Genomic DNA, 21,261 nt, shown 5'->3' with positions numbered 1-21,261 from the left:
CGGGACTCCTCGGGAACGAAAGGTGACGTGCATGCGCGACGGCTCGGCCCGGTCGCCGGAAGCCGCTGCGCGGCTGCTCGACCGCCTGGGGCTCCGCACTGTGCAGGCGCGAGTGACCGTGCTGGTCGTGGTTCCGCTGATCCTGGTCGCCGCGGCGGCGGTTCCGTTCGTGCTCACTCAGGTCACCGCCGCGTCGACGGCCGCGACCGCCTCGGACGCCGCGGCCCGGGCGCAGCGGGTGGGCGGCCTGGTGGGCCAGTTGCAGCGGGAAAGCCTGCTCGCGGCCGCTTTCGTCGCCGACCTGTCGGCCACCAATTCAGCGCTCGTCCGGCAGCAGCAGTCAGTGGACAGCGCCGCGCACGGGGTCGCAGATGGCCTGCTCAGTCCAGGCGGCTCACTGGCGAAACTGCGGCAGAACGCACTCAATCGGCAGATTTCCGTAGCCGATATCGCCTCTGGCTACGATTCCCTGTCCACGGGAGTGATCGACGCACTGGGACTGGCCACTTCGGACAGTGCGGACGCCCGAGCGCTCGACGCCTTGCTGCGCGCGGACGAGCAGCGAGCCGCCCGGGCGACCGCGCTGGTCGCTTCCGTCGGAGTTGATCGCGCAGGTCAGCGCGCCGCTGTCTACGGAGAACAGTTCGCCCGGCTGGCCGGGACTCAGGACGCGGCGCAGCTCGCCGCCGTCGAGAGCGGGACGACGGCTCAGCAGCTCGACCGGCTCGCGGCGGCCCCACGGCAAGACCGGCAGTTCGTGTCCGATGTGGTCACCGCCGGTACTCAGCTCGCCGATCAGCGCGACGCGGCGGAAACCCGGCTCGCCGGAGCGATCGCGAATGCCGCCTCCGCGAAAGCGTCCAGCGCGACCCGGACGGCGTTCCTCGTCGGCGGCGCCGCAATTGTCCTTTTCGGACTGGTTGCCGCGTTGTCCGTACTGGCCGCGCGATCCATCGCCCGGCCGCTGCGCCGGCTGAGCAGCCAAGCTCGTTCGACCGCCGACCTGGCCGCCCCCGAACTGGTTCAGATCGCCGAACCGGGATCGGATTCGCCGCAACCGTCGCTGCCCGCTCTCGAGGCCGGGACCGGTGGCGAGCTGGCCGAGCTGGCCGACGCGTTCAACCGGCTCCGCGGCGCCGCGGTGGATGCGGTGACCGAACAGGCGAACGCGCGCCGTGCCGGGGTCCAGTTGCTGGTCGGAGCGGCCAAGCGCACGCAGAACCTGGTCGCCGGCCAGCGCACGATGGTCGAGGAATTGACTCGCGGCACCGACGATCCGGTGTTGCTCGCCGGCTTGCACCGCGTGGAGCACGCCGCCCTCCGGCTGCGCCGCACCGCGGACGATCTGCTTGTGGTGACGGGAAATCGCGACGAAAGCCGGGTCGGCGGCCCGATCGAACTGGCCACCGCGTTGCGCTCGGCCGCCGTGGAAATCGACGACGAATCCCGGATCCGGATCGGCGAACCGGCGGACGCACTGCTCGCGCCCTCGCTGGGGATCGACCTGGTGCTGTTGTTCGCCGAACTGCTGGAAAACGCCGCCGCGTTCTCGCCGCCGGAATCGCCGGTGGAGATTTCGACGGAGTTCGAGCCGTCCGGCGATCTGCTGGTGCGCATCGCCGATCACGGCGTCGGGCTGTCCGCGGACCGGCTCGCGCAGGAGAACCACCGGCTCGCCGAACCAGTCGACGCGGCGTCCGGACAGCAGCTCGGCCTGGCCGTGGTCGGGCGGCTCGCGCAACGGCATTCGCTGCGCGTCGAACTGGAGTCCACTCCGGACGGTGGGGTGACCGCGAAGGTTTCGGTGCCGAAGGCGTTGTTCACCCGAGACGTCGATTTCCGGCGCGGGCCAGGGCTTTTCGAACCGGGACAGGTGCCCGACCCGCGGCCGGTGCTGCTGCCCGCGCCCGCGATCGCCGCGCTGTCCACGCCGACTCCGGCCGGCTTCAGCTGGTTCACCGACCCGCCGGAACCCGACGCTGCCGAGCCGAAGCCGGACGAGGCCCCGAAGTGGCCGGAAGCGGAGCCGGAATTCGCCTCGCTCACCGGAACGCTGGAGCTTCCCGAGGAACCTGAAGAGTCCACAAAGGACACCCCGGACACCTCGGACGTCGCGGATCCGTCGCCGACGCACCAGTTCACCGTCGTGCCACCGGAATCCCGCGACGGCGTCTTCCGCCGCGTTCCCGGCGCTCAGCTGGCCCCCGGGCTCAAAATCCCGCAGATCGTCCGGACCCCGTTGCCGCGCCGCGGACTGCGCGATCCGGCCGCCGAGCGGGCCACCTTCGACTCGTTCTCCGACGGCGTCGCCAAAGCTCAGCAAGTCACCGCCCAGCAGGCCGATCAAGGAGGATCATGACCGTTCCCGCCGCCGCGCAGAACTTCAACTGGCTGGTCAACCGCTTCGCGCTGCACACCGCCGGCGCGATCGCCGCGCTCGCGGTGTCCGCGGACGGGCTGCTGATCGCCGCGTCCCAGGACCTCGACCGCGCGGACGCCGACCGGCTCGCGGCGACCTGCTCGGCGATGCTCGCGCTGGCCCAGAGCGTGTCCGAAAGCCATCCGCTCGGCGATCCGGACAAGGTCGTGGTCGAACTCGAGCGCGGCTACCTGGTGGTCTGCACCATCAGCATCGGCTGCTCGCTCGGCGTCCTGGCCAACAAACAGGCCAGCCTCGGCACGATCGCCTACGAGATGGCGATGTTCGCCAACCGCGCGTCCGAAGTCCTCACCCCCGCGCTGGTCGAGGAGTTGAAGAACACCGCGTTCGCCTGACCCGTGAAGATCCTCGTGCTTGGCCCGGCCGGAGCCGGGAAAACGACGGCGGTGCACGCCGTTTCGGAGATCGCGCCGGTGCGCACCGACGCCGGCGACACGACCGCGGCGCTCGACTTCGGCAGGCTCGGCGAGGGCGAGCGGCGGCGGTACCTGTTCGGCGCGCCGGGACAGGCCCGGTTCTGGTTCCGCTGGCCCGACCTCGTGCGGGGCGCGGACGCGGCGCTCGTCGTGGTCGACCCGCGGCGGATCGCGGACGCGTACCCGGTGCTCGACGCGGTCGAAGGCATGCGGCTGCCGTTCGTGGTCGGCGTGAACTGCTTCGACGGCCTGCTCACGCGTCCGCTGCACGACGTGCGCTGGGCGCTGACCGTGCGCGACGGCGTCCCGGTGCACCCGTTCGACGCCCGCGACCCGGGGTCCGTGCGGGAGGTGCTCGACCTGGTCGAAGCGAGGGCGGCCGAGGGGGCGGAGGCCCGGCAACCGAGTCCGCTATAGTCGTCTGCGGGGACCCCCCGTGGCGTCCACCCTGTGAACTTCCCCAGGGCCGGAAGGCAGCAAGGATAAGCGGGCTCTGGCGGGTACGGGGGGAACCCGCTTTTTTATGCCTAGGACAGGTCTAGAACAGGCCGAGGACGTCGTCCGGTGGCGTCGGCGAGGGCAGTGATTCCGCGTCGAAGACCGGGGCCGCCTTCCCGCGCAGCTGCCGCAGTTCAGCGCCGTGCACCACCCGCGCCGGATACGGCGAAGACGCCGCGCGCCGGGTCAGCTCCGCGGTCGGCAGGTCGGACCGCGAGGCGGCCAGCACGAGGTTCCCGAACCGGCGGCCGCGCAGCACACTGGGCTCGGCCAGCAGGACGACGTGCGGAAACACCTCCGCCAACGTCGCGAGGAACCGGCGGGCGAACGGCAGACCAGGGCCGTCGGAGATGTTCGCCAGCATCGTCGCGCCCGGGCGCAGCACGCGGGCTGCGTCCGTGACGAACTCGACGGTCGCCAAGCCGCCGGCCAGGGTCGCGCGCTCGAAGGCGTCGATCACGATCAAGTCCGCCGTCGCGTCGTGCCTGCTGCGCACGCCCGCTCTGCCGTCCTCGATCCGTACCCGCAGCTTCGGGACGCTGCGCAGGTCGAGCTGTTCGCGGACCAGAGTGATCAGCGGCTCGTCGGCGTCGAAGACCAGCTGCCGCGAACCCGGTCGCGTCGCGGCGACGTAGCGCGGCAGGGAACAGCCCGCGCCGCCGACGTGCAGCGCGTCGAGCGGGCCGGGCGGGAGGAAGTCGACCAGGTCGCCGAGCCGGCGCACGTAGTCGAACTCCAGGTTCGTCGGGTCGTCGAGATCGACGTAGGACTGCGCCACCCCGTCGACCGAAAGCAGCCACGCGTTGGGCCGATCGGCGTCGCGCAGCAGCTCGGCGGTCCCGAACCGCACCGGGTAACTGCCCGGTCGCGGCCCGCTCGGCGCACGGCCGCGACCGGAACGGGAGGGGCTCACCGTGCTCACTGTAGTCTCGGGCACGTGGCTCTCGCGCTGTACCGGAAGTACCGTCCGGCGACCTTCGCCGAGGTCGTCGGCCAGGAGCATGTGACCGAACCGCTGCGCACGGCGCTGGCCGCCGGGCGCATCAACCACGCGTACCTGTTCTCCGGGCCGCGCGGCTGCGGCAAGACGTCGAGCGCGCGGATCATGGCGCGCTCGCTCAACTGCGCCCAAGGCCCGACCCCGGATCCGTGCGGCGAATGCAACTCGTGCCGCGCGCTCGCGCCGGAAGGCCCGGGCAGCGTCGACGTCACCGAACTCGACGCGGCCAGCCACGGCGGCGTGGACGACGCCCGCGAACTGCGGGACAAGGCGTTCTACGCGCCCGCCGAATCGCGCTACCGCGTGTTCATCATCGACGAGGCGCACATGGTCACGACGCAGGGCTTCAACGCCCTGCTGAAGATCGTCGAGGAACCGCCCGAGCACCTGATCTTCATCTTCGCCACCACCGAGCCGGACAAGGTGCTCACCACCATCCGCTCGCGCACGCACCACTATCCGTTCCGGCTGATCCCGCCGAGTTCGATGCGGGAGCTGCTGGAGCGCAACGTGGCGGCCGAGGGCGCGACGGTCGAACCGGCGGTGTACCCGCTGGTGATCCGCGCCGGAGGCGGTTCGGCTCGCGATACCCAGTCGGTGCTGGACCAGCTGCTCGCCGGGGCCGGTCCGGAGGGCGTCACGTATCCGCGGGCGGTGGCGCTGCTGGGCGTCACGGACACCGCGCTGATCGACGCGGTGATCGACGGGCTCGCGAACGACGACCCGGCCGAAGTGTTCGGCACCGTCGAGAAACTCGCCGACGCCGGACACGACCCGCGCCGCTTCGCCACCGACCTGCTCGACCGGCTGCGCGACCTGCTGCTGATGCGCGCGGTCCCGGAAGCGGGCGAACGCGGCCTGGTCAACGCGCCGGACGACGAGCTGAAGCGGATGACCGAACAGGCCGAGAAGCTCGGCCCGGCCACGCTGTCCCGCTACGCCGACATCGTCCACAGTGGACTCCTGGAGATGCGCGGCGCGACCTCGCCGCGGCTCGTGCTCGAACTGCTCTGCGCGCGGATGCTGCTGCCGTCGGTCACCGAGGCGGAGAAAGCCTTGCTGGCGCGGATCGAACGGCTCGAGCGACGTCCGGCAGGCGCGCCCGCTCCGGCTGGCGCCGCCCCGGCTCCGCAGGCTGGACCCGCTCCGGTCGCTGCTCCGGCCGCGTCCGCTGCTCCGGCGGAGGCTCCGGCTCGGTTCCAGCGGCCTTCGCAGCGTCCGGCGCAGGAAGCTCCGGCGGCACCGGCTCGTCCGGCGCAGGAAGCTCCCGCCGCACCGGCCCGTCCGGCGGCGGAGGAACCCGCGCGTCCGGCTCGCCCGGAGGTCAGCCGTCCGGCTCCTGCTGAACCGCCTGCCCCCGCTCCTGCCCCGGAAGCGCCCGCGGCTGCGGAAGCCCCGGCCGCGGGCGGCGTCGACGCGGCCAAGGTGCGCGAGAAATGGCCGCAACTGCTGGCGTCGCTGCGGAAGTTCACCGGCGGTCGCGCGCTCGAAGCCATGCTCACGCAGGCGACGGTCGCCGAGGTCGACGGCTCGGCGGTCACGCTGACGCACAAGTCCGAACCGCTCGCCCGGCGCCTCAGCGACCAGGGCAACGCGAGCAAGATCGCGGCCGGGCTGAGCGAGGTGCTCGGCGGCGAATGGCAGGTCCGCTGCGTGCACGGCGCGGCCGCGGCCGCCGCTCCGGCACGGCAGGCCCCCCGGCAGCAACCGGCGGCTCCGGCTCCGGAACGGTCGTTCACACGCCCGTCCGCGTCCGCGCAGCCCCCGGCGGCCGCCCCGCCCGCTCCGAAGCCCGCGCCGGAAGCGCCGAGCCGCCCGCGCGTCACCACGAGCGAACCGGACATCCCGCTCCCGCCCGAGCCCACGGACGAGGACGACGACATCTACTCCGAGGACTCCAGCCCGGTCCCGCCGCCTCCGCCGCCGCCCGCGGAGGAGGATCCGGAGCAGATCGCGCGGAAGCTGCTCTCGGACCACCTCGGCGCGCGTCCGCTGGACTGACCGCCTCGTGAGTGTTTGTGCCGGTTCTAACCGGCACAAACACTCACGACGTTCAGCGGATGGCGCGTCCGCTGGACTAGCGGATCAGCCGAACCTGCAGCGGATGTGACGTCGGCGGCGTCTGCACGGTCACCGTCCGAGTGGCCGCGTCCCAAGTCCAACTCCCGCTGCGCCGACCGTCCACGTACACCGCGGACGGCGCGGCGGCATTGGTGAACCGGACCGTCCACGCGCGCTGCGAAGGACCGATCGCGAGCGTCGCCGCGTGGGGATTTTCGTTGTAGCGCAAGGAAGTCGTGGCCGCCCCTTCGTAGAGACTGAACGCGCCGTCGTGCCCGGAAGCCACCGTGACGGTCGCGGCGGCAAGCGGATCGTGCGCGTCCCCGGCGACGTTTCCGCTGCGGGTCACCATGATTCCGCCCGAACGCACGAACACCGGCATCGTGTCCCAGCCCGTGGTGATCTGCGCGGTGGTGCAGCCGCGGTAGGTCTTGCCGGTCAAGTAGTCCGTCCAGTCGTTGCCCGGCGGGAACCAGACACTCGTGGTCGCCGTGGTGCCCGGGCTGGTCGCCGGAGCCACGAGAACGTCCGGACCGTACAGGTATTCGCCGCCGGACTGGGCGTATGCCTCCTGCTGGTCCGGATACTGCAGGTACAGCGGCCGCACGATCGGCATTCCGGTCGCGGTGGCCTGCTGCGCGAGCGTGTACGTGTACGGCACGAGATTCTCGCGCAGGTTAAGGAATTTCGTCGCTGACGCATCCGCGGCCGCACCGTACTGCCACGGCAACCGGTCGCTGTGGTTGGAGTGCAATCGGTCGATCGGCTGGAACGTGCCGAGCTGCACCCAGCGCGCGTACAGGTCGTCCGGCAGTTTCGTGCTGCCCGGTTCCGTTCCCGGCTGCTGCAATCCGCCGGTGTGGCCGCCGATGTCGTGGCTCACCGACGCCAGGCCGGTCGCCGCGGATTCGCCGGGCGTGTAACCGACCTCGAAGGCCAGCGTGGCCCAGTCGGAAATGGTGTCTCCGGTGAAGTGCAGCGTGGTGCGCTTGTCCGCCCACGGCCCGGTCGGCACGGCGGTCGGCGAGCTGTATCCACCGGCTTGCAGCGAACCGTACGCGCGGGAGAACGCGAAGCCGCCGTGCTCGGCGTACTGCTGGTTGATCCACGCGTCCGGAGTGACCCCGGCGAGGCTGGATTTCGAGGCGTCGCAACACCAATCGAGCCACCAGACGTCGTTGCCCTGCTGTTCCATCGTCCGGTGCAGGTCGAAGTAGGCCCGCAGCTGGTCGGGATCGCCGAAATCGAAGACGTAGCAGTCTTTTCCGCAACTGGGCTGCAGTTTGCCCTTCGCGGTCGCCTGCGCCGCCGGGAACTGCGGGTCGTCGCCGCGGATGCTCGGGTGAATGTTCAGCGACGTGTGCAGGCCCTGGTCGTGCGCCCACTGGAAGAACGCCTTCGGGTCGGGGAAGCGGGTCGGGTCGATTTCCCAGCCGTTCCACCGGTCCGGAGATTTGAAGTCGGTGTCGACGACGAGCATGTCGAGCGGCACGTGCTGCTCGCGGAATTTCGGCAGGATCGTTTGCTCGAAGTCGGCGGCGGTGCGGTCGTAGTACTCGGAGTACCAGACGCCGTAAGCCCAGCGGGGCAACAGCAGCGACGGTCCGGTCAGCTGGGCCAGTTCTCGCAGCGCTTGGCCGTAGTTCTGGCCGTACGCGAAGACGTAACCGTCCTGATAGGACTCGCTGCTGGGGCGTTGGGTGACGACCTTGGTGCGCGGGTCGTACAGCGCGGAGGCGGTGTCGTCGAGCAGGGACCAGCCGTCCTGGTAAAGGATTCCGGGCGCGGAGACCGCGCTTCCGTCGACCCCGTCGAGGCCGCGTCGGTAACCACCGAGCGGTGCGTGCGGGGCGAGCAGAACCGAATGCGCGGCGGTGACGGCGACGGTGTCGAGGTTGACGTGGCAGTTCGAGTCCGGGCAGGACAGGGTGACGGTGTTGCTGCCCGCCTTGAGGTTCACCGGGATTGCCTTGGTGCGCCACGAATTCCAGCTGCTGGTCGACGGCAGGCTCAGGTTGGTCGAGGCGCCGCCGGCTTGCAGCGTCAACGACGTCGGCTGGGTTTGGCCGGAAACGGCGGTCGCGTCGGCGTAGCGAAGCTGCAGGTCGTAGGCACCGTCGGCGGGGACGCCGGTGATTGTCAGCGCGTCCGACGCACCGGGTCGCTCCATGCCTGCGAGGAAGGCCTTGCCGGAGTGCCCGTCGTGGTCACTGGCCGGATGCGCGCCGCCGGACAGCGCGCCTTGCTCAGCCTCGCAGAGGACACCGAACGCGCACGGTGTCGGCGCGGGCGGCACGGGTTGCGGGTACTCGGCACCGGTGTTGACCAGGGCGAGGCTGTCGATGTTGACGTTGCCCGAGTCGGCGGTGCCGCGCTTCACGGTCACCTGGTGCTGTCCCGCGGACAGGGTGAGCGGGACGGTCGCGACGGCCCAGGTGTCCCAGTCGGTGGTGGTCGGCAGCGTGATGGTGTGGGCGTCCGTGCCGTCTACGAGGACGCTGAGCGTGCGGGTCGTGTGCTGTCCGTCGCCGCCGGTTCCGTTGGCGTAGCGCAGGTCCAGCTGGTGCGCACCGGGAGCGGTGGCGCGGAAGGACAGGCTGTCGCCGGGATTGGTGAAGCCCGCCGCGAACCCGTCGCCGGTGTAGCCGCGGTGGTCGCTGGCCACGCCTGGCCCGTTGAGCTGCAGTTGCTCAGCCTCGCAGAGGGTGCCAAACGCGCAGCTCGGCGTGAGCTTGCCCGCCCACGGCCGGGCGGTGACGTCCTGGCCGCCGGTACGCAGCTGGACGGTGAGGTTGTCGTCGGAGAACGCTCCCGAATCGAGCTTGTAGCGCAGCTGGACGGCACTGGTCCGGATGGTCAGCCAGCCGTCGCGTTTGGTTGCGGTGTATGGGGTTTGCGGAAAACCGCCGCGACCGACCGCGTTGAACGTGCCGGCGTCGACGAACTTGGCGTCGCCCGCGTATTCGGTGCGGATGAGCGTCGGCGACAGCACTTCGAACCGTGCTGATCCGGCGGTCACCGCTTGGGGTGCGGCCTCGGCGACTCCCGTCGACACGAGAGTGCCCGCCATGGCTGTCACGGCCAGCAGCCGCACCAGTCGTCCTCGGAGTGATGTTGCCACCGGTGCCTCCTCGAGAAGTCCCCAGCGACGGTAAGTCGGGACCGATCAAGAAAGAAGACGGTGTCCGGTGTTCTGTCCGCTCAGTAGCCCTTTCGGCTCTCTGGGTCAGGAACCGGCCAGGTACGCCTCGATCGCCTTCGCGATGGCCTGCGCGTAGTGCGCCCGGCCCGCCGCCGACGACATCTGGCTCGCCTCGTCGGCGTTGCGCATGTTGCCGCATTCGACGAGCACGGACGGCCGGCTCGACAGGTTGAGCCCGGCCAGATCATTCCTCGGCGACAGGCCCGCCGAGCCGAGGTAAGTGGAGGTGGGGAAGCCGTCGTCGCGGATTCCGTCGCGCATGACGCGGGCGAGCTTCAGCGACGGTTCGCCCTGCGCCGCGTTCAACGGCGGCGCCGAGTAGGCGACGTGGAAGCCGTGCGCGGTCGGCGAAGTGGAGCCGTCGGCGTGGATCGAGACCACGGCGTCGGCGTTCGCGTCGTTGCCGATCTTCGCGCGCTCGTCAACGCACGGACCGACGCCGGAGTCGTTCTGCCGCGTGTAGACGACCTTGATTCCCTTGGCCGCCAACGCGTTCCCGACCTCCTGCGCGACCGCGAAGGTGAACGCGTGCTCCGGGTACCCCGCGTTGGTCGACGTGCCGGTGGTGTTGCACGGCTTCGTCTGCCCGCGCCCGGCGGGCACCTGGCGGTTGATCTCGCCGGGATGCGAGGCGTTGCCGCCGTTGTGCCCGGGATCGAGCACCACGACCTTGCCCGAGCCGATCGGCGGCGCCGCGGACGTCGAGGGCGGGCGCGAAGACGAGGAAGACGGCGGCGGGCTGGAGGAGGACGGGCTCGGAGCCGGGGACGCCGGGGTCGCCGACGTCGGCGCGGCGGCAGGTGAGGCAGGCGTCTCGCCGCCGCCGGAACACGCTGTGAGCAGCACCAGGCCGGTCAGCAGCGGGAGTGTCTTCGCTCGCACGCGACCACGGTGCCACAGCGCAGGCGTGCCGCCAGGGCGGACGCGCCGGGTGCGCGGCTAGGCTGGGGAGGAACACCCAAACGCGGAAGGACCGAGTGCGATCATGGTGCAACCCGGCGGCGGCGGCTTCGACCTGTCGCAGATCATGCAGCAGGCCCAGCAGATGCAGCAGAAGCTGGTGGAGGCCCAGGAGGAACTCGCCAGCACCGAGGTCACCGGCACCGCGGGCGGCGGGCTGGTCACCGCGACGGTGTCCGGCGACAGCCAGCTGAAGAGCCTCGTCATCGACCCGAAGGTGGTCGACCCGGACGACGTCGAAACCCTGGCCGACCTGGTGGTCGCCGCGGTGCGCGACGCGTCGGCGAGCGCGCAGAAGCTCACCGAGCAGAAACTGGGCCCGCTGGCGGGCGGCCTCGGCGGCGGCATGCCGGACCTCGGCAGCCTCGGCTTCGGCGGCTGACACTTGTACGAGGGTGTCGTCCAGGACCTGATCGACGAACTGGGCCGGTTGCCCGGCGTCGGTCCGAAGAGTGCCCAGCGCATCGCGTTCCACCTGCTGGCCGCCGACCCCGCGGACATCGCGCGGCTGCAGGACGTGCTGGGCAAGGTCAAGGAAGGCGTGCAGTTCTGCGAGATCTGCGGCAACGTCTCGGAACAGGAAACGTGCCGGATCTGCCGGGACGAACGGCGCGACCTCACGGTGATCTGCGTGGTCGAGGAGCCGAAGGACGTCCTGGCGGTCGAGCGGACCCGCGAGTTCAAGGGCCGCTACCACGTCCTGGGCGGCGCACTCGACCCGCTCTCCGGCATCGGCCCCGAGCAGCTGCGGATGCGGCAGCTGCTGCAGCGCATCGGCGAGGCGGACGTCAAGGAGATCATCATCGCGACCGACCCGAACACCGAGGGCGAGGCGACGGCCACGTACCTGGTGCGGATGCTGCGCGATTTCCCCGGGCTGTCGGTGACGCGACTGGCGTCGGGGTTGCCGATGGGCGGGGATTTGGAGTTCGCGGACGAGCTGACTCTGGGACGCGCGTTGTCCGGTCGCCGCGCGCTGTAATTTGGCGCCGACTTCGTCGGCGCGGCGGGATCGCCTTCAAGTCGGCGTCTGACGGAGATGCGCACCCGGCCCGGGGGGCCGTGCACGCAGCTCCGTCAGACGCCGACGCGATCCCGCGTTCGGGTCGGTTTCTCTGTGGCAGCCCCGAGTTTGGTGACTTCCAGCATTTCCGCACCGACGGCCGCGCCAAGGCTGGCCCCGATCCGCTCTCCGCGCTGGAAGCCGCCAGGACCGAGTTCTTCGCGAAGATGTCCGAGCTGACCGGAAAGGGCTACGCGCCGGAGCTCCGGATGCTCTCCGGTCAGCAATAACCCAGCTGTGCCAGCGAATCCACCACGATGTCCGACGGGTGGTACTTGTCCATCCAGGACTCCCCGCGCCGGTTCTGGTACGTGTCCAGGAATTCCTGCAACCGGTCGCCGCGCATTTCGGTCAGGATGACGTTCTCGCCGATGCCCACGTGCCGTTCGGTGCGGGCGCGGTGGACCGCGCACGGCAGGCCCAGGTAACCGCATTCCTCCTGCAGCCCGCCGGAGTCCGTGACGACGTACTCCGCTCGCGCGACCAGCGGCAGGAACTTCAGGTACCGCATTTTCGGCTGCGCGATGAACTTGTCGTCGAAGAGATTGTCCAAGCCCAGCGCCCGGATCTTCTCCCGCTCCGGCGCGCCGGCCATGTACAGGATCGGCATCTCGCGGCTCTGCGCGCGCAGGATTTCCAAGACCTCGCGGTATTTGTCCGCGCGCGACACCAGCTCGAACCGGTGCAGCGTCGCCAGGCCGAATTTCTCCGGCAGTCCCGGCACGTCGAGCGGCTGGCCGATGACCTGGCGCATCGAGTCGATCGCCGTGTTCGCCTCGGTGTTCACCACGACGCCGCGCGCGTTGCGCAGGTTGTGCACCTCGCGCTCGCTCGGCGAGAAGTGGATGTCCACCAGTTTCCCGGCGATTTTGCGGTTCATTTCCTCCGGCAGCGGCGACAGAATGCTGCCGGACCGCGTCCCGGCCTCGATGTGGCCGACGCGCGCCTTCAGGATCTTCTTGCCGAGCAACGCCCCGTACGGCGTCGTGAACGTGTCGCCGTGCACCAGGACCAGGGGCGGGCGGCCGTCGGCGGTCAGCCGGGCGCGGAGTTCGGCGCGGCGGCTCCACGCGGTGCGCATCACCTGCGCGGCCCAGCCGGGGACCTGCGCGGGCGATTCGAGGTTGTGCGCCCGTTCCCGCGGCACGAACCACAGCGCGGGTTCCGGCAGCTTCAAATCCGCGAGCACGTCCGCGACCTCGTCCACGTGCTGTGCGGTGAACCAGATCTCCGGTTTCGCGCCGCGTTCGGCGATGCGGTGGAACACCGGCGCGATTTTGATCAGTTCCGCGGTGGTGCCGACAACGAACGAAATCACCGTGGATTACCCAATCTCCGGGCCGGCCACAGCCGGGTGAACAGCAGGTCAACGGCGCGGGCGCGGATGCTGCGCACTCCGTCCCGCCCGGTACAGGGTAGCCTCGCCGGGGTGAGTGCGAATCCGCCCCTCCCGTCGCTCAGCGTCGTGATTCCGGTCTACAACGAACAAGACTGGATCGACCGCAGCGTCGGCGCGTTGATCGCCTCGGCGGAGGCGGCGCGGTGGCCGGTGGAAATCCTTGTCGTGGACGACGGGAGCACCGACGGCACGCCCGCGCGGCTCGCCCGGCTGCGCGACCAGTACGGCATCACCGTGCTGAGCCAGGCCAACAGCGGCCGGTTCGAGGCCCGCCGGGCCGGCCTGGCGAAGGCGTCCGGCGAATGGCTGCTGCTGCTCGACAGCCGCGTCCTCGTGGACGCCGGCAGCCTCGGTTTCCTGCGCGACCAGCTGACCGGCCACCCCGAGCGGACAGCCTGGAACGGCCACATCAACGTCGCGTCCGAGCACAATCCTTACGCCGGTTTCATGGCCGGCCTGGTCGCATTCTCGTGGCGGAAGTACTTCGCGGATCCGAAGCTGACGTCGTTCGGCATCGAGGAATTCGATCTCTACCCGAAGGGCACCGGATTTTTCTGCGCCCGCCGCGATCTGCTCGAGGGCTCCGTCACCGCTTTCGAATCGCTGTTCGACGACGTCCGGCTCGCCAGCGACGACACCCGGATGCTGCGCTGGATCGCCGAACGCGCGCGCATTCACCTTGCCCCGCAGCTCGCCGGGACCTACCACGGCCGCGATTCGCTCAAGAAGTTCTGGGCGCAGTCCTTCTTCCGCGGTACCACCTACGTGGATTCCTACCTCGGTTCGCCCGGTCCGGCGCGCACCGCGCTGTTCGGCGCGCTCGCGGTCGGCGCGGTCGGAGCCGGGCTCGCGGTGAAGAAGCCGAAAACGACGGCCGCGCTCGGGATCGCCGGGTCGGCGGCAGCCGCCGCGGCGGTCAAGAAGTGCGGAGCCAGCACGGCCGAGGCGCGGGCGGTCGGCACCTTGCTGCCGGTGTTCGCGGCCGGGTTCGGCTCGGGCGTGTTCCGCGGGTTGTTCCTCGCCTTGCGCGCCCGGCTGCGGCGCCGATGAGCGTGGCGGACACCGGCGAGGCGGCCAACGGGGTCGTCCGGGACACCCATCGCACCGCGGGCAAGCTCGGCGGTTCGCTGATCGTGGCGATCCTCCTCGGCTACGTCCTCACCGTCGCCTGCGCGCGGCTGCTTCCCCCGGACCAGTACGCCACCTTCCTCACGTTCTGGGGCCTCCTGATGGGCCTCGGCAGCGCGCTGTCCCCGCTGGAGCAGGAGCTGTCCCGGCAGTCCGCGACGGCCGCGCTGACCGGCGGGGTCGCCGGTCGCGGAGCGCTGCGCGCGGTGGCCGTCTCCGCGGCGGCCGCGGCGGCGTTCGGGCTGGCGCTGCTCATCCCGCCGGTCAACGACCGGCTCTTCCACGGCAGCGGCGAACTCGCGCTGGTGGTCGTGGCCGGCGGCGTCGCGTTCGCCTGCCAGTTCGGCGTCCGCGGCCTGCTGATCGGCCAGCACCAGGTCAAGCACTTCGCCGGGCTGATCGTCGCCGAACCCGCGGTCCGCGCGCTGGTGCTGGGGCTGCTGGTGCTCGCCACCGCCTACCGGCTGGTGCCGCTGGCCCTGGCGGTCGCGGCGGGCTCGTTCGCCTGGCTGCTGTTCATCCGCCAGGCGTGGCGGTTGCTGGACGTCCGCGCGGACGGCGACGGCTGGGGGGTCACCAGCCGCCGGATGCTCATGCTGCTGCTCGGCGCGGCTCTCACCGCGACGGTCATCACCGGCTACCCCGCGCTGGTCGGCCTGCTCGCCCCCGGCGGCGACCGGGACCGGCTCGGCGCGGTGTTCGCCGCGCTGGTCATCGCCCGGCTGCCGCTGACGCTGGTCGCGCCGGTGCAGTCGCTCGCGGTGCCGTTCGTGGTGCGGCTCTCCGCCACCGCGGACGGCCGGAGCCGGTTGCGCCGCGTGCTGCTGCTGGGCACCTTCGCCGCGCTCGCGCTGGCCGCGCTCGGCGCGCTGGTCGGCATGCTGATCGGCCCGTGGGCGGTGCAGTTCGTCAACGGCCCCAAGTACCAGGTGGACGGCTGGGCGGTCGCCGGGCTCGTGTGGTCCTCGGTGCTGCTGGTGCCGATGCAGTTGCTCACCGCCGTGCTGGTGGCGCGCGCCCAGGCCAACCGGGTGTTGATCACCTGGGCAGTGGTCGCGGTCACGGCTTCGGCGTTGCTGCTCGCCGTTCCGGGCGACACCGTGCTGCGAGCCGTCGTTTCGCTCGCCGTCGCGCCGATGGCCGGGCTCGCGGTCGTGCTGGTATTCGTGCTCGCGAATTCGTCCGCGCAAGCAACCTCAGACACGGGTGAAGCGTGTTCTTAGCGTCGCAGTAGTGTGAGTTCCGAGCGGCCGTTCCCGGTGCGCGTCGGATGGCGAAAGCCGATCAGGGTTGGATTCGAATTCGATGAACGTTCTTCTGGTGCTGCTTGCATTCTGGGTGCCTGGGCTCGTCTTCGGAGCGGCCATCCGGTTGCGCGGGTGGACGCTCGCCGCCGCGGCTCCGCTGCTGACGTTCGGGGTCATCGCCCTCGGCGTCCCGGTGCTGGGCGGCCTGGGCATCCGCTGGACGCTGCTGAACGTCGCGCTGTGGACGCTGGTGCTCGTCGTCGTCGGCTTCGGGCTGGCGTTCGCGGTGCGGTGGCTGCGCGCCCGCAGGCATCCGGACTGGACCGGCGAGGACCTGGAGAAGCTGCCGCTGCGCGACCACCTCGTGATGGCGGCCGGGGTCGTCGTCGCGCTGGGCGTGGGCGCGGTCACTTTCTTGCGCGGCACCAACGGGATCTACACCGTCCAGCAGGGCTGGGACGCGCCGTTCCACGGCAACCTGGTCCGCTGGATCGCCGAACACGGCGACGCCCGGCCGTCCACTGTGGGCACTATCGCCAACCTGCCCAACCAGACCAACTACTTCTACCCGGACACGTATCACGCGTTGCTCGCGCTGGTTTTCGGCAAGGGCGGGCTGACCATGATGCCCACGCTGAACCTCGCCGCGCTGGCGGTGGTTTTCACCGTGCCGTTCGGGATCGCCGCGCTGTGCCGGGTCTGGGGAATGCCCGCGCTCGGCGCCGCCGCGGCGGCCGCGGTGAGCACGTGGTTCAGCGCCTTCCCGTACGACTCGCTGTGGCGCGGCCCGTTGTGGCCGTATGTCGCGGGCGTCGCATTGGTTCCGGCGATGCTCGCGCTCGGCCGTTATTTGCTGAAGCCGAACGGCATTGCCGGCCCGGTCGCGATCGGGGTCGGCGTGGCGGGATTGTGCGGTCTGCACACCAGCGTCGTGTTCGTCGTCGTGGTGTATTTCCTGTTTATTCTCGTCGCCGTTCTCTGTCGTTTCGAGAAGATCGAATGGCGGCGCAGCCTGCCGTCGCTGATCGCGACCGGCGGGCTGGCGATCGCGCTCGGCGTGCCGCTGGTGCTGCCCTCGCTGTACAACGCCGGCGGGGTGACGAGCGCGTACTGGGCGCCGGAGACCACGCTCGCCGGCGGCTTCGGCCAGACGATCACGTTCTCCCCGATGTCGGACTTCCCGCAGTGGTGGATCGGCGTGCCCGCGTTCGTCGGGCTCATCCTGCTGGTGCGGCACCGGCGGATGCTGTGGTTGGTCGCCGCGTACGTCCTGTTCGGCGGCCTCTTCATGCTGACGGTGTCCATCAACTCGCCGCTCATGCAGACGCTGACCAGCCTCTTCTACAACGACCACTGGCGGATCGCCGCGTTGCTGCCGCTGGCGGGCGCGGTCGCGTTCGGAGAGTTCGCGCACACCGCGGCCGCCTGGTTCGTGCGGAAGGCGCAGCCGCGGGTCAAGCTCGCGCCGGCCACGCTCGGCGTCGTCGCGGTCGTCCTGCTGGGGCTCGTGTGCGGCGGCCTGAGCAAGGGCGGCTACGTCGGCCGCAACGCCGTCCGGCTGGCCACGAACTACCACGACGGGCCGACGGTGTCCAAGGCCGAGGAGGCCGCTTTCGCCTGGCTCGGCCAGCACACCGTGCCGGGCGAGCGGGTGATGAACAACCGGTCCGACGGTTCGGCGTGGATGTACGCGCTGGCCGGAGTGCAGCCGGTCGAGTGGACCTTCTACGGCGCCGACGCGAACACCAAGGCCGGCTACCTGAGCGCGTGGGTCAACGACATCGACAAGTATCCGCAGGTCCGCGCGGACCTCACCGACCTGCGGGTGCGCTATCTCATCCAAGGCAAGGGGAAGGCCACGGAGACCGCGATCGAGTCCGTCGGCGTGACCCGGGTCCGGCCCGGCCCGCAGTTCCGCGTGGTGTTCCACAACGAGGGCGCGACGATCTACGAGATCGCCGGACAGTCCGGCGTGAGCGGCCCTACCACGGCGAACGGTCAGTAAGCGGTTATGGTGACTGCTGTGTCCAGCACATCCGTGAGCACTCGACGCGTGCTCATCGTGATGCCTGCGCTCAATGAGCAAGACAGCATTTCTTCGGTGCTCGACCAGGTCAAGCAGTCGCTGCCGAGTGCGGACGTGCTGGTGGTCGACGACGGTTCGACCGACCGCACGGCCGAACTCGCCCGCGACTCCGGGGTCCGGGTCGCCCGGCTGTCGGTGAATCTGGGCGTGGGCGGCGCGATGCGCACCGGTTTCCGCTACGCCGCCGCGCGCGGCTACGACGCCGTCGTCCAGGTCGACGCCGACGGCCAGCACGACCCGGACGAGGTCGGCGCGCTGCTGCAGCTGCTCGACGAGGGCGCCGACATCGCGATCGGCTCCCGGTTCGCCGGCAAGGGCTCCTACCGCGCGGTCGGGCCCCGCAAGTACGCGATGGTCGTGCTGTCGCTGGTCTTCAGCAGGCTGTCGGGCAGCAAGCTCACCGACGTCACCTCCGGGTTCAAGGCGATGGGCCCGCGCGCGATCCGCCTGTTCGCCGGCTACTACCCGGCCGAGTACCTCGGGGACACGATCGAGGCGCTGGTCATGGCGATCCGGGCGAAGCTGTCGATCCGGGAGACCCCGGTGGTCATGCGCGAACGGGCGGGCGGCAAGCCGAGCCATTCGCCGGTGAAGTCCGCGGTGTACCTGGGCCGGGCGGGCCTCGCGCTGCTGCTGGCGCTGGTGCGCCGTCGTCCGTCCGTTGACTCGTCCGACGCGGCGTAGGGAGGCTCCATGGCAGGCTGGCAGGTACTGAGCGTCGTCATCGCGGTTCTGGTGCTGCTCGTCGTCGTCGAGATGATGCGGCGGCGCAAGCTGCGCGAGAAGTACGCCGGCATCTGGCTCGTGGTGGCCATCGGCGTCGTGGTGCTCGCCGTGGTCCCGCCGGTCGCGGAGTTCCTGGCGCACCTCACCGGGGTCGCGACGCCGTCGAACTTCGTCTTCTTCCTGTCCGGCGTCGTCCTCGCCCTGGTGTCGCTGCAGCTTTCGACCGAGGTCGGGCACCTGGAGGAAGAGGTGCGGACCGCGGTCGAGGAAACCGCGTTGCTGCGCTGCGAACTCGAGGACACCCAGCGCGCTCTCGAAGCGCGCATCGCCGAACTGGAGAAGCGCACGGCCGCGCCGGACAGCGTGGACGGCCTGCCCGAAGCGAGCCCGGCACGCGTTCGCTGATCTCCGCGCTCCTCGCCGCTCCGCCCCGGCTCGGCGGCGTCCGGGTGCTTGCCATCGACGGTCCTTCCGGGGCCGGGAAGTCCACTCTCGCCGCCGAAACGGTCGGCGTGCTCGGGTCGCGCGCCGCGCTGGTCAGCACGGACGCCTTCGCGACTTGGGACGATCCCGTCGCGTGGTGGCCCCAGCTGGAAGACGGCGTGCTGAAACCGCTGGCAGCGGGCCGGTCTGGCACGTATCGCCGGGTGGACTGGACCTCCGGCAGCCCGCGTCCCGGCGAGCTGGTGCGCGTCGAGGTTCCCGAGGTGCTGGTACTGGAAGGCGTGTCGAGCGGACGCCGGGCGCTGCGGTCCCGGTTGTCGTGGCTGTGCTGGATCGAGGGCGGCAGCGAATCCGAACGGTTGTCCAGGGCGGTCGCCCGCGACGGCGAGGCCGCGCGCGACGAACTGCGCCGGTGGCAGCTGTTCGAACGCGGCTGGTTCGCGGTCGACGGCACCCGCGAGGCCGCGGACCAGCTGGTCTGAACAACCGGAGACCAGCTCGCCTCGGTTTGCGACCGGGGAAAACGGCTATTGCGCGGAATGCGCGAGCGCTGGAAACTCGAGTGCATTCGGGCTCTTCGGAGTGCCTTCCCGGGCAACTCGGAACGGCCCGCGCGGGGATTCCGGAACATCCACGGCACCCGGAACGGACAACCCGACCGGTTAGGCCGTTCGGGTGAGCAAACCACCACTCAACGTACCAAACCGGCGTATTTCGCTACGCAGCGCGCACATTTGCCGACACGTTGCGGTCAATTTGGGGTTTACGTAGCGCGATCGTAACCTCACGTGCTTAAGCGGAGGCCGAGTTCCCGCTAGTGTCACCGAACACACCGATCGCACTGGTCTTCCCGAACCGACCGCCGACGGTGAATTCGAGACACCGAACATTTCCAAGGGGTGCCAGATGCAGCAATTGCGGCTGACCCGAACACGCCGGGCAGCTCTGATCGGGCTCGCGGGCGCGCTCGCGGTCTCGCTGTCCGCGTGTGCGGAATCGAAGCGCGACGAGGCCGGAGGCGGTGGGTCCGGGGGCACCATGGTCTTCGGCAACACCGGCAACCCGAAGATGTTCGACCCGATCTTCAACGACGAGGGCGAGACGTTCCGGATCACCCGGCAGATGCTGGACACGCTGATCCAGAACAAGCCGGGCACCGCCGACCTGGCCCCGTCGCTCGCCACGAAGTGGACGCCGAGCAACGACGGCAAGACCTGGACCTTCGACCTCAAGCAGGGCGTGAAGTTCAGTGACGGCACGGCGTTCGACGCCAAGGCCGTCTGCTTCAACTTCGATCGCTGGTACAACATGAAGGGCGCCACCGCCCAGAGCCAGATGATCTACTACGGCGACGTCTTCGAGGGCTTCGCGCACAACGAGGGCACCACCAAGGGCGAGCCGGTCTACAAGAGCTGCGAAGCCAAGGACGACCACACCGCGGTCTTGAACCTGAACCGCGCGAAGGGCGCCTTCCCGGCCGCGTTCACGCTGCCGTCGTTCGCCATCCAGAGCCCCACCGCGCTGCAGAAGTACAACGCGGACAAGATCACCGGCTCCGGCACGTCGATCACGTATCCGGAGTACGGCTACAAGCACCCGACCGGCACCGGCCCGTTCAAGTTCGACAGCTGGGACCAGGGCAACGGCCAGATCACCTTGGTGCGCAACGAAACCAGCACGATGCCGCAGCCGGCCAAGCTGGACAAGCTCGTGTTCAAGGTGATCCCGGACGAGAACGCCCGCAAGCAGGCGCTCAAGGCCGGCGACATCAACGGCTACGACTTCCCGGCCCCCGCGGACTACGGGCTGCTGCGCAACGACGGCGAGCAGGTGCTGATCCGCCCGTCGTTCAACGTGCTCTACCTGGGCATCAACCAGAAGAACAACCCGCTGCTGAAGAACGACAACGTCCGCAAGGCGCTGGCGTACGGCATCAACCGCGAGCAGTTCGTCCGCTCGAAGCTGGCCGAGGGTTCCGAGGTCGCGACCGAGTTCGTGCCGAAGGCGATCAACGGCTACACCGACGACGTCGCCAAGTACCCGTACGACCCGGCCAAGGCCAAGCAGCTGCTGAAGGACGCCGGCGCCGAGGGCATGACGCTGAAGTTCTACTACCCGACCGAGGTCACCCGGCCGTACATGCCGAACCCGGCCGACACCTACACCGCGATTTCCGAGGACCTGAAGGCCATCGGCATCAACGTGCAGCCGGTCGCCGAATCGTGGAACGGCGGGTACAAGGACGACGTGCAGCAGGCGGGCAAGCAGGACATCCACCTGCTCGGCTGGACCGGTGACTACAACGACGCGGGCAACTTCGTCGGCACCTTCTTCGGCCGCCCGAAGCCGGAATTCGGCTTCGACAACCCGGATCTGTTCAAGGCGCTCGCCGACGCGGACGCCGCGCCGGCAGGCGACGCGCACACCAAGGCGTACCAGGAAGCCAACAAGAAGATCATGGACTACCTGCCCGCCATCCCGATCGCCTACCCGACGCCGGCGATCGTGGTCGGCCCGAAGATCAAGGGCGTGGTGGCCAGCCCGCTCACCGACGAACGCTTCGACAACGTCACGATCGGCTGACGTGCTCC

The 21,261-nt window shown here is 70.1% G+C and carries 18 protein-coding genes and 1 other RNA gene; 15 read left to right on the top strand and 4 right to left on the bottom strand.

Features of this window, described 5'->3' with window-relative positions:
- Positions 1–31 precede the first annotated feature (31 nt).
- The 4 genes from CU254_RS37130 (at position 32) to ffs (ending at position 3,378) form a co-directional block, all read left to right on the top strand.
- Positions 32–2,359: an ATP-binding protein gene (locus CU254_RS37130; RefSeq protein WP_037716071.1), complete on the top strand. Its 2,328-nt coding sequence runs from the start codon at positions 32–34 to the stop codon at positions 2,357–2,359.
- Complete coding sequence (locus tag CU254_RS37125; RefSeq protein ID WP_009084595.1) at positions 2,356–2,775, top strand: roadblock/LC7 domain-containing protein; 420 nt, start codon at positions 2,356–2,358, stop codon at positions 2,773–2,775. Before CU254_RS37130 ends, CU254_RS37125 begins: the two co-directional genes overlap by 4 nt.
- Positions 2,776–2,778: 3 nt before the next feature.
- Entirely contained in the window at positions 2,779–3,273 is a 495-nt protein-coding gene (locus CU254_RS37120; protein ID WP_009084593.1) for an ATP/GTP-binding protein, read from the top strand.
- 5 nt (positions 3,274–3,278) lie between these two features.
- An RNA gene (ffs, locus tag CU254_RS37115) (signal recognition particle sRNA small type) lies at positions 3,279–3,378 on the top strand.
- 16 nt (positions 3,379–3,394) lie between these two features.
- On the opposite strand, the gene CU254_RS37110 is transcribed toward ffs, so the two are convergent.
- Positions 3,395–4,204: a spermidine synthase gene (locus tag CU254_RS37110; protein WP_037716069.1), complete on the bottom strand. Its 810-nt coding sequence runs from the start codon at positions 4,202–4,204 to the stop codon at positions 3,395–3,397.
- Between the two features lie 87 nt (positions 4,205–4,291).
- Here CU254_RS37110 and CU254_RS37105 point away from each other — a divergent pair, with 87 nt between their 5' ends.
- Entirely contained in the window at positions 4,292–6,355 is a 2,064-nt protein-coding gene (locus CU254_RS37105; RefSeq protein ID WP_009084589.1) for a DNA polymerase III subunit gamma and tau, read from the top strand.
- Positions 6,356–6,431: 76 nt separating this feature from the next.
- Here CU254_RS37105 and CU254_RS37100 read toward each other — a convergent pair whose 3' ends face one another.
- The gene (locus CU254_RS37100) at positions 6,432–9,536 is read right to left on the bottom strand and encodes a TIM-barrel domain-containing protein (protein ID WP_009084587.1); all 3,105 of its coding nucleotides are present in this window, start codon (positions 9,534–9,536) and stop codon (positions 6,432–6,434) included.
- 105 nt (positions 9,537–9,641) lie between these two features.
- Positions 9,642–10,499 carry an N-acetylmuramoyl-L-alanine amidase gene (locus tag CU254_RS37095; protein WP_234392782.1) on the bottom strand — a complete coding sequence of 286 codons (858 nt, stop codon included), beginning with the start codon at positions 10,497–10,499 and terminating at the stop codon, positions 9,642–9,644.
- A 103-nt stretch (positions 10,500–10,602) separates the two neighbouring features.
- Between CU254_RS37095 and CU254_RS37090 the strand changes: the two genes are divergently transcribed.
- From CU254_RS37090 to CU254_RS37080, 3 genes are all read left to right on the top strand, one after another.
- Positions 10,603–10,959 (top strand): YbaB/EbfC family nucleoid-associated protein, encoded by a 357-nt coding sequence (locus CU254_RS37090; protein WP_009084583.1) that lies wholly within the window; start codon positions 10,603–10,605, stop codon positions 10,957–10,959.
- A 3-nt stretch (positions 10,960–10,962) separates the two neighbouring features.
- Entirely contained in the window at positions 10,963–11,559 is a 597-nt protein-coding gene (gene recR, locus CU254_RS37085) for a recombination mediator RecR (RefSeq protein WP_009084581.1), read from the top strand.
- Positions 11,560–11,639: 80 nt separating this feature from the next.
- A complete protein-coding gene (locus CU254_RS37080; RefSeq protein ID WP_009084579.1) occupies positions 11,640–11,870 on the top strand; it encodes a hypothetical protein in 231 nt (76 codons plus the stop codon).
- Here CU254_RS37080 and CU254_RS37075 read toward each other — a convergent pair.
- On the bottom strand, positions 11,861–12,958 hold the full coding sequence (locus tag CU254_RS37075; RefSeq protein WP_009084578.1) for a UDP-N-acetylglucosamine 2-epimerase: 1,098 nt from the start codon (positions 12,956–12,958) through the stop codon (positions 11,861–11,863). The genes CU254_RS37080 and CU254_RS37075 overlap by 10 nt on opposite strands.
- Before the next feature lie 111 nt (positions 12,959–13,069).
- Between CU254_RS37075 and CU254_RS37070 the strand changes: the two genes are divergently transcribed.
- The 7 genes from CU254_RS37070 (at position 13,070) to CU254_RS37035 (ending at position 21,253) form a co-directional block, all read left to right on the top strand.
- Complete coding sequence (locus CU254_RS37070; RefSeq protein ID WP_037716066.1) at positions 13,070–14,089, top strand: glycosyltransferase family 2 protein; 1,020 nt, start codon at positions 13,070–13,072, stop codon at positions 14,087–14,089.
- The gene (locus CU254_RS37065; RefSeq protein ID WP_037716064.1) at positions 14,086–15,390 is read left to right on the top strand and encodes a hypothetical protein; all 1,305 of its coding nucleotides are present in this window, start codon (positions 14,086–14,088) and stop codon (positions 15,388–15,390) included. The genes CU254_RS37070 and CU254_RS37065 overlap by 4 nt, the downstream gene beginning before the upstream one ends.
- Before the next feature lie 82 nt (positions 15,391–15,472).
- On the top strand, positions 15,473–17,419 hold the full coding sequence (locus CU254_RS37060; RefSeq protein WP_037718590.1) for a DUF6541 family protein: 1,947 nt from the start codon (positions 15,473–15,475) through the stop codon (positions 17,417–17,419).
- Positions 17,420–17,425: 6 nt separating this feature from the next.
- Entirely contained in the window at positions 17,426–18,184 is a 759-nt protein-coding gene (locus CU254_RS37055) for a glycosyltransferase family 2 protein (protein WP_050788366.1), read from the top strand.
- A 9-nt stretch (positions 18,185–18,193) separates the two neighbouring features.
- Positions 18,194–18,631, top strand: a complete 438-nt coding sequence (locus tag CU254_RS37050; protein WP_009084570.1) for a DUF2304 domain-containing protein — start codon at positions 18,194–18,196, stop codon at positions 18,629–18,631.
- Positions 18,632–18,675: 44 nt separating this feature from the next.
- Entirely contained in the window at positions 18,676–19,152 is a 477-nt protein-coding gene (locus tag CU254_RS37045) for a uridine kinase (RefSeq protein ID WP_037716060.1), read from the top strand.
- Positions 19,153–19,576: 424 nt separating this feature from the next.
- Entirely contained in the window at positions 19,577–21,253 is a 1,677-nt protein-coding gene (locus tag CU254_RS37035) for an ABC transporter substrate-binding protein (protein ID WP_050788365.1), read from the top strand.
- Positions 21,254–21,261: the final 8 nt, after the last annotated feature.

It is taken from the genome of Amycolatopsis sp. AA4 (assembly GCF_002796545.1).
Lineage (GTDB): Bacteria > Actinomycetota > Actinomycetes > Mycobacteriales > Pseudonocardiaceae > Amycolatopsis.
Note: the sequence above shows the minus strand (reverse complement) of the source record. Positions and strands in the feature narration are given on the sequence as shown.